This is a genomic window from Streptomyces kanamyceticus, from assembly GCF_008704495.1.
GTDB classification, from domain to species: Bacteria; Actinomycetota; Actinomycetes; order Streptomycetales; family Streptomycetaceae; genus Streptomyces; species Streptomyces kanamyceticus.
The window spans coordinates 10,056,681-10,070,183 of record NZ_CP023699.1 but is presented as its reverse complement, the minus strand read 5'-3'; the positions used below and the strand labels follow the sequence as shown (position 1 = coordinate 10,070,183).

The window sequence follows — 13,503 nt, the reverse complement described above, 5'->3', positions numbered from 1 at the left end:
TCTGCTGATCTGGCGCCATCGGTGCCACACTCATCAAGATCTCCGTTGTCGGGGACTCATTCGGACCTGGCCGATCACGGCCTCGGAACCTGTATCGGCTGGGTCCGGCTCACTTCTCCCTGGGGAGTGGGCTGTTCTGAGGTGAAATATCTGTGCGGTCCAGCGCACGGTGACCCACACCTCGGATCACCAGAAGGTGAAACTATCCCCTTCTGATGATTTGATCAAGTGGCTAGAGTGATGGCACCCGCCAAACCTCTTGGAGTCTCCGCATGCCCGACCGCATCTTCGACGGCAGGAAGCTGCGCGATTGCCGCGTGCTCCGTCGCCTGTCGCAGGGCGATGTGGCCGCTGCTGTAGGCGTCAAGACCAACGCCATCTCACGCTGGGAAACGGGGCAGGCAACCCCTTCGCAGGAACGTCTGCCGGGCATCGCCCAGGCCGTTGAAGCAGACCTCGACCAGCTCTTTCCGCGGCTGGCACCGCCCAACCTCGCCGATCTTCGCTGTGATGCCGGCATGACGCAGTCGGATACCGCTATCTACACCAGAACGGTGTCACCGATGCCCGTGCGCGCAGCGGAGAACGGCAAGCGCACGCTGTCCGATGATGCGGTGACGGCACTGGCGAAGGCATACAAGGTCACCCGATCCGAGCTCCTGGCGGCCCAGCGCAGATCGTTCGGCCATGACGTGCCGGCCGTAACACCGGAAGGGGAACCGCCGACGCCTTGGGCCGCGCAGAGCCTCGCCGGGAAGATCAAACACCTGCGGGAGCAGGTCTACGACGGCACGTTGCCGACGGACGAAGCTCTGGCCTCGGCGGGCAACCGTAGGATCGGCCGGTTCGTGCTCACCGCGGACACCGTGAGGGACCTGCGTCAGGGCACAGTACGGGTGGCGTCGGACGAGGTTCTCGATGCCCTGTCGCTCGCCTTCGTTGTCCCACTGGCCTACTTCCGCGGTGACGCCCACGAGATCGACCGCCTGATCGCCTTGGTGATGAGGACCCGCGCTTTCCCCCAAGCCCGATCCGATTCCTCACTTGCCGCAAGTACCGAAGAGCTGGGGATCGTCGAGCGTGCGTGAGGGCCCACCGACCGTCGGGTCGGTGGACCCTCACGGGTAGAAAAGATTGCCATGCCCCCCTGGCTCCACGGCACCCTCAGCTGTGCCGCTGGATCAATGCGCCTAGGGAGCAAGGGAGTTGCAGGCGCCCGGTGGTGTTGTCTCCTGACGCCGCTCACGCGCTCCGGACTGCATGCCACTGCTCTTGGGTGATCGCATACTCGACTGTTCGCGGGTCGGCACCCGGCGGGAAGTCAGCGGCATCCGCCTGGAATTCACGGACATACCGCAACCCGAGAGCGGCCAGTGTGGCCCGCGAGGCCGTGTTGGCCGCCCCCGTCATGGCGCCGATCCGGCTCAGCCCGAGGTCCTCGAAGCCATGCCGGAGCAGCTCACGAGATCCCTCGCTGCCGAGTCCTTGGCGCCAGTAGCGCCGCAGTAGCTTGAACCCGAGTTCGCCCTGGCCTGCCACTGGTTCCTGGTCGACAGGGCCCGGCGGCCGCAGGATCCAGTAGCCGACAAAGTGTCCCTCGACGAACCCGGCCCAATACCCCAGACCCACAGCCCGGTCCGCATCCGCGAGGTTCCCGCGAAGCGCTGCCTCCACCTGCTCACGGCTGCGCGCACCGCCCAGGTGACGCATCACCTCGGGGTCGGCATCGAGCTCAACCTGATATTCCAGATACTCGTCGGACTGTGGGGTCAGATGGACCCGTTCAGTACGCAAGATCACTTGGGACATGGCGCCAAGCATCTCAAACAGCAAGTTGAGTGATCAAGAGGAATCTGATCCGAGAATGAGAGGTCGAGAAGGCGTGCGCCGTCGTCCCGCCTACCCCTGGTGCGGCCTACAGGATGACTCCCGGCCACAGTCCACGGCCGCCGACGCCTCCGGCACGGACGAGGCGCCCGCCGGTATCTCAGCCATCATCTCCGGGGCGATCCGAAGCCGTTCCAGACTCCCCCAACCCGAGCCTGACCCAACTTGCCAATCAAATTGGCCAGTTTCTCCTCAGACTTCTCCACCCGCGCCCGGGCGGCAGTAGAACGGCTCGGTTCCTCAGCGCGAGCGAAGCGCCGTCCCGCGTTCGTTCTCCGCGCTGGGACACCGACGAAAGTGTCCTAGCAGCACCCCCTACGGGGCCGGGAGTTGGGGCCGGTAGCGCTCGATCGCGGCCATCGTGACCCTCCACTGCGATCCTGCTCGACCTCATCGACGGCTACTGGGAGGACTGGCTCCCAGATGGTGAGATCTCGCTGGAGTGAGAGCGTGCCTGACGCCCTGCCACATGGTGCTCGTGGAGTCTTGTCTGACGTTGGTCCGTCTGTCACGTTCGGCCCAGGGCCCTTCCGGACGCAGACGCTGTGGTCTGCAGTCCGTGGTCCGTGACGCTTACCGACCGGCTGCGTGAGAGAGCCCCTATCCGCCAGACGCTGGGCTGGGAGACCCCAGCCCAGCGCCTATTGAAACTTCTCGCCACCACGTCGGTGATCACGTGTTGCTACGTCCATGGAGTTCGCCCATCCCGATGAGGGCGCACGTGCACAGATCAAGTTGGTGGCCAACGAGTAGCCGTTCAGTTCGCGGACTGCGAGCCCGCCTGCCCCACCATCAAGGCGTGGCGTTACGCCGGCCGAGTCTCTGAGCGTGGGCCGCCGCTCCGTCGCGGCTGCGCCCTCGGCGGTGGGACGGGGCAGCGGAGTCCTCGGTGGTAGCGCCGCGCAGATGGCGGGCGAGTGATCTGACGCTGGCGTATCGGAAGAGCGAGACCAGGGGAACGTCCTGGCCTGTGCGCTCGTGGAGGAGTGCTTGGACGCGCACCATCAGCTGTGACGTGCCGCCGAGGTCGAAGAAGTTGTCGTTGAGCGCGACCTCGTCGGTGCCGATCGCCTCCTGCCAGATGGCGCGGAGGGTCTCCTCCACTGTGTCGTCCGGTGCTGTTCCGCCGCCGGAGAGCGGAGGTGTCGCCCTCTTGTTGAGGAGTTCGGCAGTGTTGATCTTGCCGTTGGGAGTGAGGGGCATGCTGCTGATCTCCAGCACCTCGGAGGGAACCATGTGTGCGGGCAGCAAAGCCTCCAGGCTCGTGCGCACATCCTCGGCGGACGGGTGGGGTGTGGCGGTGACGATGTAGGTCACCAGACGGGTGTCGCCGAGCGGACTGAATCGCGCCAGCGTGGTCGCGGCGCACACCCCGGGGATCCGCAGGAAGGCAGCGTCGATTTCCGACGGGTCCACCCGGAAACCCCGGATCTTGACCTGACTGTCGATGCGGCCAAGGACCTCGACGGTACCGTCGGGAAGATACCTGCCGCTGTCACCGGTTGCGTAGCGACGTACTCCCAGTTGGGGATCGCGGTGGAAACCTCCGGCAGAGGAGGGCTGGAGATAGCCCTCAGTGAGGAAAGCAGTGCGCACCACGATTTCACCCACCTCGCCGATGCCGGCCAGGTTTCCGGCAGCGTTGATGATCAGGGCTTGTACGCCGTCGATTCCCGTACCGATCGGGACGGATGCTCCCGCTCCCTCGACGGCTGCCGTCTCGTCGCCCATGACTTCCTGCGGGGACACCACGTGATACGTCATGGCTTGCGGCGTCTCGGTGGCTCCGTAGAAGTTCACGTGCCGGGCGTACGGTGCGATCGCGGCCAGGGACGACACATCCTGGCTGCGCAGGACGTCGCCTCCGTAGCAGACCAGGCGGACCTCGGGCAGCCGTACTCCCGCCTCCGCGGCGGCGAGGGCGAGCAGTCGGGCAAGCGGTGGAGTGAGGTGCAGGACCGTGATGCGGCGGTGCGCCAGCCAGCGCAGCAGGGACACCGGGTTGTGCAACAGGTCGTCGTCGGGAACATGTAGCTGCCCACCCGTCCACAGAGGGGTCAGGATGTCCCGGAGCAGAGGGTCGTGCCCGAGCCCGGAGAGCAGCGCGAAGCGGCTGTCCGCCGTGAGCTGGAAGGCGTTGGTGTACCAGGAGAGGAAGTGCGCGAGCGGGGCCGACGTACCGACGACTCCACGGGGTACGGCGCTGGTCGAGCCGGAGGTGAACATCACGTAGGCGGGGCCGGACGGCGCCGGGGGAAGGGCGGGCAACGGCTCGGAGGTTGTGGCGAGCAAGGTGTTCATGTCGCTGATCGGGACCTCGGATTCCTGGAGTTCCCTCGGTAGTGGGCCCGCTGCGGGGAAGTGCACCAAGTGCGCTGCTCCTGCGGCGGCGGTCTGGGCCGCCAACCGGGTGGGTGGGTGCGCGGGGTCGAGGAGCAGGAATGCCGCTCCCCGCTCGTGAATGCCGAGCAGCAGCGGCACAAGCACCGCGCAGCGGGCTGCGTACACGGCCACGATGTCGCCGCTGCCCACGCCGTGGTGTGCGAGGTGGTGATTCACCTGTGCGGACAGCGTCAGCAGACGTTCCGCGTCGAGGGTCGTGGAGGAGTCGTGCACGAGCGAGGTGCTCATCCCCGCACGGATACCCGCGGCGAGCGCAGCCGTGCGAGCGGGGGACAGCTCCGCGCCGGGGTTCGGCAGCAGCTTTCGGGAGGGCGTTCCTACAAGGGAGATGTCGGCGACGGGACGGTCGGGGTGAAGGACTGCCCCGGCCAGTACCAGCGTCATCTGGTCGAGGATCGCCTCCGCCCGCGCGTCGGTGAACAAGTTCCCGTCGTACGCGAGGTCGAGCCGAAGTCGGTCACCGTGATCCGTCACGTACAGGCCCAGGTCAAAGAGGGAGGCGTGGGCGGGGAGTTCGACGATCGACGTGTTCAGGCCGGGCAGACGGGGCGGCCGGTCGGATTCGCCCAGCAGGTTGAACCAAGTCTGGAAGAGCGGGTTGTGGCCCACCGTGCGTGCCGCGGAGACCCCTGCCACCACATCCTCGAATGGAATGTCCTGGTGTGCGTAGCCCTCCAGGACCGTGCTTCGCACCTGATGCAGGACATCGGAGAACGACGGGGCGCCGGAGAGGTCGGCACGTACGGCCACTGTGTTGATGAAGAACCCTATGAGGCACCGCGCCAGAGGCGTGGGCATACACCGTGGACACGGCCGACACGGGGATCCTGGAGACGCACGTGGAGGAACAGCTGGCGCTGCACCTGGGCCGCCCGGTTACCCTTTTCCGTGGCTCCGCAATGGGGCCTACGGCCTTCGGGTCCGGCATGACTTCCCCCCTTGTTGTTCATGATCCGGGGGCGTCTTGCGCTCGCACCCCTGCAGCGGACGACCGTTCCCGCCCGCACAGTGGGACCGGCCGCTGTCAGTGACAGATGCCAGGATGCTCCGGTCATCACCACGATCAGGGGAAATACATGGGCACCTGGGATGTCGGCCCCTTCGACAATGACACCGCAGCAGACTTCTGCGACGCCCTCGACCAGGCAGCCGCAGACAAACGCGAAACCATCATCCATGGCACCATCACCCGAGTGATCGGCGCCGCGGGCTACCTCGAGGCGCCCGAGTCCGAGGAAGCCGTTGCTGCAGCCGCCCTGATCGCCGCACCGTGCCGGGGAGGTCAGCCTGCCGATCCTCACGATGGTCCGGAAGAACCCATCCCTGACCTCACCCATCTGCGTGCCCCGGCCCTCCAGGCCCTCGACCGCATCATGACCGAGCCGTCCGAGCTGAGGGACCTCTGCGCCGAACCGATCGGCGGATTTTGGCGAGCGACCATCAGCCGACTGCGGACCACGCTCAACCCACCGTCTCCTGGCGAACAGCTCCGCTGGAGCTGACCTGCCCAACACTCGCCCCGCTCCCCACCTGGAAGGCACCATGCCCCGCCGCATTCCCACACCACCACTCGACGTGGAGTCGCTGATACCGGAGCTCTCCGGTCACGCGCGGGAGACGACCCTGCTGTATCCGCGTAGTGGCGAACCAACGGCGTACGACAGTTCCGTCGGCGGACCTCTGCTGTGGCCGGCCGATGAACCGTGGCCTCTGTGCGCTGAGCCAGGGCACTGGAAGCCGCTGCGGACCCCGACCGAGACAGTCGGCCCTGAGCCGGTGGCGATGGTGCCCGTCGTGCAACTCTTTGCACGGGACGTGCCTGAACTGCCCTTCCCGGCAGGCACTGACGTGCTGCAGGTCCTATGGTGCCCCTTGATCCACAATGACGAGGCAGGGGCCGCACTGCCGAAGGTGTATTGGCGCAGCGAGCAGACGGTCGCAGAGGGGCGGGTGCTGTCGGACCCTCCGGCGCCGTACGAGCACGAAGAGGAATTCATGCCCCGGCCCTGCACGGTGACGCCCACGCGGGCGGTGGAATACCCGAACAGGGACCTGCCGGGCGACCTTGTCCAGAACCTGAGCCAACGGTTCGACGAGATCGAGGAGGCCTTCGGCTCCTCGTACTACGAGATGGCCACCACCGCCCAGAGCAAGGCCGGAGGGTATCCGGGCTGGCTCCAGCAGCCCGACTGGCCGGACTGCCACTGCGGCCGGCGCATGGACCACCTCCTCAGCATCACCGCCACGGAACCGGTCGAAGGACGCTGGTTCCCGCTCGACGAAAAGGGACCCGCGAGCCCGGACGCCAGCCGGGGGCCCATGGCCGACCACACGGTCGTCGACACCATCGGCCACGGGATGGCCATGGGCGACCTCGGAGGCGTGTACCTCTTCGTCTGCCCCGCGTGCCCAGACATGCCGTACACGCACCGCTACGACTGCTGAGCAACCCACCAACTCGGGGAACGATCAGCAGGCAGATGGGAAGTGATCTCCAAGCTCGACCCGCGGCTGGTCACACCCACTCGTGAACACCCGATAGATGAACAGACGGTCTGCCTGGGCCAGCCCTCCAGACGCTGGGCTGTATGCAGCTTGTCCTACCGAGGCCCCGCCGCGCACCCCCGTCGCGACGGGGCCTCGTCGCGTCAGCGCGCCTTCGCCTCATCCGCTTCGGTCAGAACGGACGCTCACCATCGACGATCGCCACAGTCCAGTGAGCGCCGCCACCCGCTTGGACAGCCAACTTCTGCTTCACCGGGTCGGTGTAGACCCTTCCGACGGTGACTGGCGTATTGCACTTGATATCGCTTGGGTTGTCCTTCGGATGCCCTCTCGTGATCAGCTTCATTGCGCTGACGCCAGAGCACTTGATGTGCACGGTGTACACATCCTTGGCAGGGGTGAAGTCCGGCAGGTCCGCCGTTCCCTTGCCGTTACGGATCGGCACGAGGTACTTCGGGTGCGCGGGGAGGCGCAAGCTCTTCTCGACGCTACCGACGTTAGAGCTCGGTGTCGACGAGGTGCTGGCGGTGCGGCTCGCAGCAGGTTCGCCACCAGCAGGATGAGGGGCATCGTCGCTGTTCGAGCAGGCAGTGACGAGTAGAAGAGGAAGCAGGACAGTCGAGATTGCCGCGCTACGGCCCATGAGGATCTCCTGAGAGGGTGCGCCGGTCCGGCGCAGCGAATCACCGGACCGACGTGGTGGAATTTAGCGGATGGTCCATCCCTCTCGGTACGGAGCCCAGAAGGTCACGTACTGCTTGTGGCCGACCGAGCAGTTCCTGTACCGGGTCCCGTAGTAGCCGTAGACCTTTTCCTTCCTGATGCCGTAGTCCCCGTAGACGGTGCTGTGGGCCTTCACCTTGCCGCCGGTTTCGACCCCAAGCTCAGAGGTCCAGCTCTTCTCGGCGGACCCCTGCAACTCGGCCTTGATCTCGCCCAGCCACCTGACCTTGAAATCAGAACTCAGCGTGAGAGAAGCGCCGTAGGTCGTCGTTCCTGATCGCTTGGAGGTGAACTTGAAGTCCAAGGAGTACCCCTTGTTGTTCTTCGCGAACGTGGAGTACTTGACGGACGTCGTGTTCTTCAGGTTCCTCGTGATGTGCACGAAGGGACCTTGCGGGCAGTCCTCGCTCGCCGGTCCCTTGTCCCCTTCGCCGAGGTCAGGCCCGTCCGTCTCGCCGGGGATCGGCTGGTCTTCCTCCAGCGTGGCGTCGGCGTCGGCGCCTGTCGCCACATCGGCGCCCGATGCAGGCGAACCTGTCACGGTTCCAGGCTCGACGGCTGCGCCGTCTGCCGTCATGGGCGGTGCGACAGGGCTGTCACTCGCGAATGCTGTTGCCGAACTCCCCATGATCAGCAGGCCGGTGGTCACTGCTATAGCTCTGGTCGTGAGACGTCTCATGAGCGTTCCCCCTGTGGATATGCGGCCCTTGGTAAAGCCGCGGTCAACCAAGATCACAGCACGGGTACGGGTGAACACGGTAGGTATTTGAGTCAACTCTGAGGTTCCTTACTGTGGCTGCCCGAAAGATCGCCCCGTTTATGCCAGTTGGTAGAACCTGTGCAGCTCGAACCCCGAAATGACCTGCGCGAACCGACAGCCCTGGCAGCCCACGGTCAGGCCTCCGTAATCACCATGTCGGCAAGGGCACATAAATCCGCAGGCGTTACGACCCCGCCGCCGTCGACCAGGCCATCGCCGAGCTCCAGCCGCACCGCCTCTACACCGCCCGCGAGCTCGAAGACACGACCGGTATCACCGCTGCGACGATCCGCGCCGATGTCTCCAAGCACCGGTAGCCGAACCCCGACGACACCTCGGGCCGCGCGCACCGCTGGCGCGGCAGCACCGTCACGAAGGCCGTCGCGGACCGGCGCGGGCACCCGTCGTGGCCCCACATCCACGTAACGGTGGCCGCGAGGCCGAGCACCGGAAACGTGACCAGTCGGTGTGGTGTGCTGAGGGCGCGACTGCCGCCCGTGGCTCCAACACGGGCGGCTGTCCTGCTGCTCATGCGTCCGGCGCCAGGCCTCGCGCGTACGCCTCCAGGTACGTCACGGCCCGTGAGATGCCGTCCGCCGTGCGTTGCCCGGCGTCCTCGTACACCGAGGCGCGCTCTCCCTGGAGCAGCGCGGCCAGCTCTCGGGCATGCTTGCCAAGGAGCTCGGCGGCGTGCTCGATCCACTCCAGCGCGCCCCGTACCCGGGCAACGTTCTCGCGCAGAACCGCCTGTTCGTCGTCGCCGAGAACACGCGTCCTCGCAGGCCGGAAATGACCCGGTTCGTCGTGGCAACAAACGCGTGACAGGCCCCGACCAGATCAAGGAACTCCGCCGTCCGCTCGAAATGCCGGATGGCAGGGGCGAGTTCGCTGGTCTGCTCGTACTCCCCGCGGACCTGGCGCCCGCGCTCGACCGAAGGGTGCCTTACGGATCAGCTCGAACCGGTCCGGGGTCCCGTTCAGGATCCGATGAATGGCCAACGACACCCCTTGGCCCGCTGCTTCGGCGGCCAGTGGGCCGCCACGCTGCGGTAACTCATCACGCTGGACGTCGACACCCCGACATCGTCCGGAAACCGGGCCAGAGTCTCCTCAACCGTCTGGCATCTACCCCTGCCCAGACCGTCTGCCGGGCGCTCAGCTCACACCTCGCCGGTTCACTTGCGGGCCTCGGCTCGGGCCGCCCGCAGCGCCGGGCTCTCCCTCACCGCGGCCCGTGCGGCGCGGAGATCACGACGAATCCGCGCCACCTCCACGCAATCCTCCTCGGCCTGGCAGGGGGCGCAGCCATCGATGTGCGCGAGGTACACCTCGTACACCTCCTGAGCCCGTCGTTCTGAGGCGCACGTCTCGGGTGGGCTCATCGCGTCCTCCCCTGAAGGGGGATGCGCGCGATGCGGATGAGTGCGGCGATGGACGGCAGGGGGCCCGAGGCGTTGTCCAGTACGACCGTGCACGGCCTGTGCCGTTCGAAGACCGGCATGGTGTCGACGCCAAGGCCGTCGGCGGCCAGGTCCAGCACGGCCGCGCCGCCGCCCAGGCCCGCCAGCCGCACGCAGACGAAGTCCAGCAGCATCTCCCCGTCGATCTTCCCGCTGGCGCGCTGCCAGAGAAGTTCCGGCTCACCGCCGATGATCCTCGCGCCGAGCACGTTGACCCGGCGGTTGCGGATGTCTTCACGCGGCGCCACCGCACGCCGCCCGATCCTGGACCAGGTGTAGCCGGTGGGCATGGTGGGAGCGAAGCCGGACTCGTCCAGGAAGATCAGATCGCGTTCTCCCGCGTGTGCGGCCTGACGCAAGGCCGCAAGTCCTCCAACTGGGCCCAGGCGGCCTGCTGGAGGACGGGATCTGCCTTGTGCCGCACGCTGTCGCGGGTGCGCTTCCGGCAGAAGCCCTCGCGCCGCAGCAGCTCGCCCAACCAGTCCGAGGAGATCTCCACCCCGCGCTCGGCCCGCAGCCACTCGCACAGGGCCGGGACACCCCACGTGATCCCGGCCTGGCCGGAGTAGTCCAGCAGCTCGCCCAGCGCGGCGCGGTCCTCCACCCCCAGCAGCCTCGCCGGCCTGCCCGGCCGCAGGGCATCCGGCAGCCCCGCGATCCCACCCTTCACAAAGCGGTGGACCGTGGCGCGGACCGTGACCGGATGGCACTCCAGCACGCTGGCGACCTCAGCAACGGACCGGCCCTGATCGAGGAGCCGCATGCGCTCGCCGCGCTGCCGCGAGTACCGGGTCAGATCGCGGCGACCCAGCAGCGCATGCAGGTCACGGCGTTCCTCGTCGGCCAGCGCGACTCGAAGGATGTTCGGCATGGCGTCCCTCCCCAAGGACGCCTACCCAACGCAATCAACTTCACCAGCTCCACTTAGAGCGCGGATCAAGCCCTTGCCCAGGCGTCCTCCCCACCAGCGTGGGGGTGTTCCGATCACCACATCGGCCAAGTCCAGTGTTGGCCGGGCTGAATCCGCCGCCGCCATCACGTAGCTCAGCGCGCCTAGGGCGGCGAAGCATCCATCATCACCGCCACCCACGACAACGACGTTCCCTGGGGAAATCTGGGGAGAATCCGAGCTGCTGGGGAGCGCGTGGGGAGAATCGACTCCCACGACATCTACAGAGCAGCGACCGGCCGCTTCCCGCAGAGCGTCAACCTACCGTCGGCGCCCATCGAAACTCTCACCGCCTGGCAGGATCTGACCTGCCCACACGTCACCTGACGCCCCATCAGAAGGAGCGTCATTTCAGCGTCAAGATATCGTCCGTAACGCCCACACCGCACATCATGCGCACGGTCAAAGCCCCAGTTCAGGAGCCCTTTTTGGCAGGCTCAAGGATCGCGACACACTCCACGTGGTGAGTCATGGAGATCGCGTCGGGCAACGACGTCGTCCTACACCATGGCCCGTGGCGTCGCACCGACCTCGACACCTGGCGGCAGACCGCCGTTGACGCCGGCGCGCACCCCCATCATCGTCTACCTCCCCGTCGACCGTGGCGAACCGCTGCGGCGTCTAACCAAACGCAACAGACGCGAGGACGCCAACGCGCTCCTGGTCAGCGAAGAGTCCCTGGACGACTTCTTCGCCCGATTCGATCCGCGCACTCCCGAGGCAGCCTCCCGATGGACCTGGCTAATCCTCGCGGATTACACCCAACTGCGGCTTGCTCGCCCCCTCGCAGCCGACCGGCACCAACCCTGGGAGAAACCAGCCCGCCGGACAGACTCACCTCCGCCCGAGTCCGCCGCGGCTTCCGGCACATCCGCCCGCAATCGGCCTGTCCAGCCCAAGCACCGAAACCCTCGCGCCCTGGCCCCAGACGGCCGCCGGGCCAAAAACCACCCGCCCCACACCCCGCCACGACGTGCATTCACCCAGCAAAACTGCGGCAGCGAAAAGGAGAACGACGAAGTCAACCACCCCACGACCACACCGCACAGGTTAAATATCAAGCTAGGGGCGAGATCAGCGACGCCCTGCCGTGGATCGGCGCCCGTGCCCGAGCCGCCCTCGAATTCACCGATGACGGCATCGCGCCTCCCGCGCGGGTGAACTCGATGACCTTGCTGTCGTTGGAGACGACCACCCCGGTTCTCCTGCGCGCCGGGATCTGGCCCGTGCGCCCCTTCACCGACCCCAACATGATCCAGCTCGGCGAGTGGCTGCCCTACGACTGGCGCGAGCTGAAGCAGCTCCAGCGGCGTTGGCTGGCAGCCCTCGGACTGGGATCCGACGTCACGCAATCCCGCACCCGGGACTCCTTCGCCGAGTCGTCCAGGCCGCGTTGACCGATCAGGACCGCCCCTTGTTCGACGCCATGCTCAACGAAGGCTCCCCGCTCTTCGAAGAGGGCCTGGTCGACCCGGACGGCCTCCGCCAGGGCCTGCACCACCTCGGCACCGGGCCCTACCGGGAGGGACGGCGACGCCCAACTGCTGGAACCTCCACCTGGCCGCCGCACCCTTTCTGTAGACCAGGCTGAACCCCACCCGAGGAGAGAGCCGATGTACCTGATGCGCCTGGCCGAAGCAGCTGACATCGCCGCCGTCCGAACGCTGGCCCTGGCCCGCTCTGCGTGGCTTGAGGAGCGGCAGATGCTCTCCTGGCGGGCCAGCGCGGAGGACGTGGCCGGGCAGGCCGAGAACACCGACGGCTCGATGTGGCTGCTGACCCACGAAGGCTCCGGCAAGGTCATCGGCTGCACCACGGTCCAGCGCGAGACCCCGCCGTGGGGCTGGACAGAACAGGAACTGGCCGAACCCGCCGACTACCTCTACACGACCGTCACCGACCCGGCCGAGCGCGCACAGCGGCCCGGCACCCTCATCGCCCTGTGGGCGGTGGACCGCGCCGCCCGCTCGGGCCGGGCCTGGGTGCGGCGCGGATGCATGTTCCCGGGCCTGGTCCACTACTACGAGACTCAGGGATTCAGGGTGATCCACCAGGTACAGCGCACCCACAATCTCGTCTATCTCATGGCCCGCAGAGCTGGGCAACTGACCAGCATTTCAGCAGCCGTTGGCACACACGCCCCGGCGCTGCCCTTGTCACCGCCCGCCGCCGCTGCACCCAAACCGTCGCCCAGGGCCTGAGCACCGGCAGCAGCGCCGCACTGAGCGGTGATCAGGCAGACGCACTCCGTGCGGTGATCACGGCGGAGAAGCTCGGGGCTCGCATCTTGCCCGCGGATCCCCGGCAGTCACGGTCCAGAGCCGTCCCCCCTCGGCGAAACCGCATTGCGGCAGCTACTCCGGGACGGCAGGCGGTACCGGGCAATCCCCCGGAGGGGTTACCGAAACCCACATGAGTGATCGAACGCAGCATCACAGCCGGCCCCACTCGGCCACACAAGGAGAGGGCCCGGTATTCGAAATCTCGTTCTAGATTTCGCCCGCTCCCACCCGTTACGGCGACAGCAGATCGCCCGTTACCCGATCACCTGTCCGCATCCCGCCCCGAGGAGTCCCCGTGCATCCCGTACGCCGCCCTGCGCTCGTTCATCCTGCGTTCGAAAACGCTGCCGCCTCCTCGGGTATCGCGCGTCAGTTCGCTTCCGGCCGCGCCGCCCTGTTCGCCGAGGGGTCACGACCGGATCCGAGGTACCTGGCATGACTCACTCCGCTCGTCATTCCTCCCCCGCGCGCGGCCGGCGTACGGTCCAGCGCCTGGTGCGGGAGGGACAGCGTTGACCGAGGCTCCCCATCTAC

Annotated in this window: 14 protein-coding genes and 2 pseudogenes; 6 read left to right on the top strand and 10 right to left on the bottom strand. The window is 66.9% G+C overall.

Annotated elements, in window-relative coordinates:
- Positions 1-272: 272 nt before the first annotated feature.
- Positions 273-1,088: a helix-turn-helix transcriptional regulator gene (locus CP970_RS43600; RefSeq protein ID WP_055546845.1), complete on the top strand. Its 816-nt coding sequence runs from the start codon at positions 273-275 to the stop codon at positions 1,086-1,088.
- A 154-nt stretch (positions 1,089-1,242) separates the two neighbouring features.
- On the opposite strand, the gene CP970_RS43595 is transcribed toward CP970_RS43600, so the two are convergent.
- Both CP970_RS43595 and CP970_RS43590 read right to left on the bottom strand, forming a co-directional pair.
- Positions 1,243-1,809 carry a GNAT family N-acetyltransferase gene (locus CP970_RS43595; RefSeq protein ID WP_055546889.1) on the bottom strand — a complete coding sequence of 189 codons (567 nt, stop codon included), beginning with the start codon at positions 1,807-1,809 and terminating at the stop codon, positions 1,243-1,245.
- An 870-nt stretch (positions 1,810-2,679) separates the two neighbouring features.
- Positions 2,680-5,088 (bottom strand): AMP-binding protein, encoded by a 2,409-nt coding sequence (locus CP970_RS43590; RefSeq protein WP_055546843.1) that lies wholly within the window; start codon positions 5,086-5,088, stop codon positions 2,680-2,682.
- 278 nt (positions 5,089-5,366) lie between these two features.
- Here CP970_RS43590 and CP970_RS43585 point away from each other — a divergent pair, with 278 nt between their 5' ends.
- Both CP970_RS43585 and CP970_RS43580 read left to right on the top strand, forming a co-directional pair.
- Complete coding sequence (locus CP970_RS43585) at positions 5,367-5,792, top strand: DUF4259 domain-containing protein (protein WP_055546841.1); 426 nt, start codon at positions 5,367-5,369, stop codon at positions 5,790-5,792.
- A 370-nt stretch (positions 5,793-6,162) separates the two neighbouring features.
- On the top strand, positions 6,163-6,735 hold the full coding sequence (locus tag CP970_RS43580; protein ID WP_224059082.1) for a hypothetical protein: 573 nt from the start codon (positions 6,163-6,165) through the stop codon (positions 6,733-6,735).
- A gap of 232 nt (positions 6,736-6,967) precedes the next feature.
- Here the strand turns inward: CP970_RS43580 and CP970_RS43575 are convergent, their stop codons facing one another.
- From CP970_RS43575 to CP970_RS43550, 8 genes and pseudogenes are all read right to left on the bottom strand, one after another.
- Complete coding sequence (locus CP970_RS43575; protein ID WP_150494715.1) at positions 6,968-7,438, bottom strand: hypothetical protein; 471 nt, start codon at positions 7,436-7,438, stop codon at positions 6,968-6,970.
- A 63-nt stretch (positions 7,439-7,501) separates the two neighbouring features.
- On the bottom strand, positions 7,502-8,275 hold the full coding sequence (locus CP970_RS43570) for a hypothetical protein (RefSeq protein WP_150494713.1): 774 nt from the start codon (positions 8,273-8,275) through the stop codon (positions 7,502-7,504).
- 137 nt (positions 8,276-8,412) lie between these two features.
- Positions 8,413-8,589 carry a hypothetical protein gene (locus tag CP970_RS44530; RefSeq protein WP_157877696.1) on the bottom strand — a complete coding sequence of 59 codons (177 nt, stop codon included), beginning with the start codon at positions 8,587-8,589 and terminating at the stop codon, positions 8,413-8,415.
- Positions 8,590-8,806: 217 nt separating this feature from the next.
- The gene (locus CP970_RS45640; protein ID WP_263406822.1) at positions 8,807-9,019 is read right to left on the bottom strand and encodes a hypothetical protein; all 213 of its coding nucleotides are present in this window, start codon (positions 9,017-9,019) and stop codon (positions 8,807-8,809) included.
- Between the two features lie 98 nt (positions 9,020-9,117).
- Positions 9,118-9,165, bottom strand: a pseudogene (locus CP970_RS45865) (hypothetical protein); the annotation flags it as partial.
- 288 nt (positions 9,166-9,453) lie between these two features.
- The gene (locus tag CP970_RS43560) at positions 9,454-9,660 is read right to left on the bottom strand and encodes a hypothetical protein (protein WP_150494711.1); all 207 of its coding nucleotides are present in this window, start codon (positions 9,658-9,660) and stop codon (positions 9,454-9,456) included.
- Entirely contained in the window at positions 9,657-10,097 is a 441-nt protein-coding gene (locus tag CP970_RS43555) for a hypothetical protein (RefSeq protein WP_055546831.1), read from the bottom strand. Before CP970_RS43555 ends, CP970_RS43560 begins: the two co-directional genes overlap by 4 nt.
- Complete coding sequence (locus CP970_RS43550; RefSeq protein WP_055546829.1) at positions 10,061-10,609, bottom strand: helix-turn-helix domain-containing protein; 549 nt, start codon at positions 10,607-10,609, stop codon at positions 10,061-10,063. Before CP970_RS43550 ends, CP970_RS43555 begins: the two co-directional genes overlap by 37 nt.
- A gap of 786 nt (positions 10,610-11,395) precedes the next feature.
- On the opposite strand from CP970_RS43550, the pseudogene CP970_RS45375 reads away from it, so the two are divergent.
- From CP970_RS45375 to CP970_RS43530, 3 genes and pseudogenes are all read left to right on the top strand, one after another.
- Positions 11,396-11,741: pseudogene (locus tag CP970_RS45375) on the top strand (NF041680 family putative transposase); the annotation flags it as partial.
- A 112-nt stretch (positions 11,742-11,853) separates the two neighbouring features.
- A complete protein-coding gene (locus tag CP970_RS45370) occupies positions 11,854-12,084 on the top strand; it encodes a hypothetical protein (RefSeq protein WP_055546827.1) in 231 nt (76 codons plus the stop codon).
- A 216-nt stretch (positions 12,085-12,300) separates the two neighbouring features.
- Positions 12,301-12,888 carry a hypothetical protein gene (locus CP970_RS43530; RefSeq protein WP_063806066.1) on the top strand — a complete coding sequence of 196 codons (588 nt, stop codon included), beginning with the start codon at positions 12,301-12,303 and terminating at the stop codon, positions 12,886-12,888.
- Positions 12,889-13,503: the final 615 nt, after the last annotated feature.

What these genes read in the sequence shown, in the direction of transcription:
- CP970_RS43600 (WP_055546845.1), top strand. Translation starts at nt 273, where the DNA reads ATGCCCGACCGCATCTTCGACGGCAGGAAGCTGCGCGATTGCCGCGTG.
- CP970_RS43595 (WP_055546889.1), bottom strand. Translation starts at nt 1,809, where the DNA reads ATGTCCCAAGTGATCTTGCGTACTGAACGGGTCCATCTGACCCCACAG.
- CP970_RS43590 (WP_055546843.1), bottom strand. Translation starts at nt 5,088, where the DNA reads ATGCCCACGCCTCTGGCGCGGTGCCTCATAGGGTTCTTCATCAACACA.
- CP970_RS43585 (WP_055546841.1), top strand. Translation starts at nt 5,367, where the DNA reads ATGGGCACCTGGGATGTCGGCCCCTTCGACAATGACACCGCAGCAGAC.
- CP970_RS43575 (WP_150494715.1), bottom strand. Translation starts at nt 7,438, where the DNA reads ATGGGCCGTAGCGCGGCAATCTCGACTGTCCTGCTTCCTCTTCTACTC.
- CP970_RS43560 (WP_150494711.1), bottom strand. Translation starts at nt 9,660, where the DNA reads ATGAGCCCACCCGAGACGTGCGCCTCAGAACGACGGGCTCAGGAGGTG.
- CP970_RS43550 (WP_055546829.1), bottom strand. Translation starts at nt 10,609, where the DNA reads ATGCCGAACATCCTTCGAGTCGCGCTGGCCGACGAGGAACGCCGTGAC.
- CP970_RS45370 (WP_055546827.1), top strand. Translation starts at nt 11,854, where the DNA reads ATGACCTTGCTGTCGTTGGAGACGACCACCCCGGTTCTCCTGCGCGCC.
- CP970_RS43530 (WP_063806066.1), top strand. Translation starts at nt 12,301, where the DNA reads ATGTACCTGATGCGCCTGGCCGAAGCAGCTGACATCGCCGCCGTCCGA.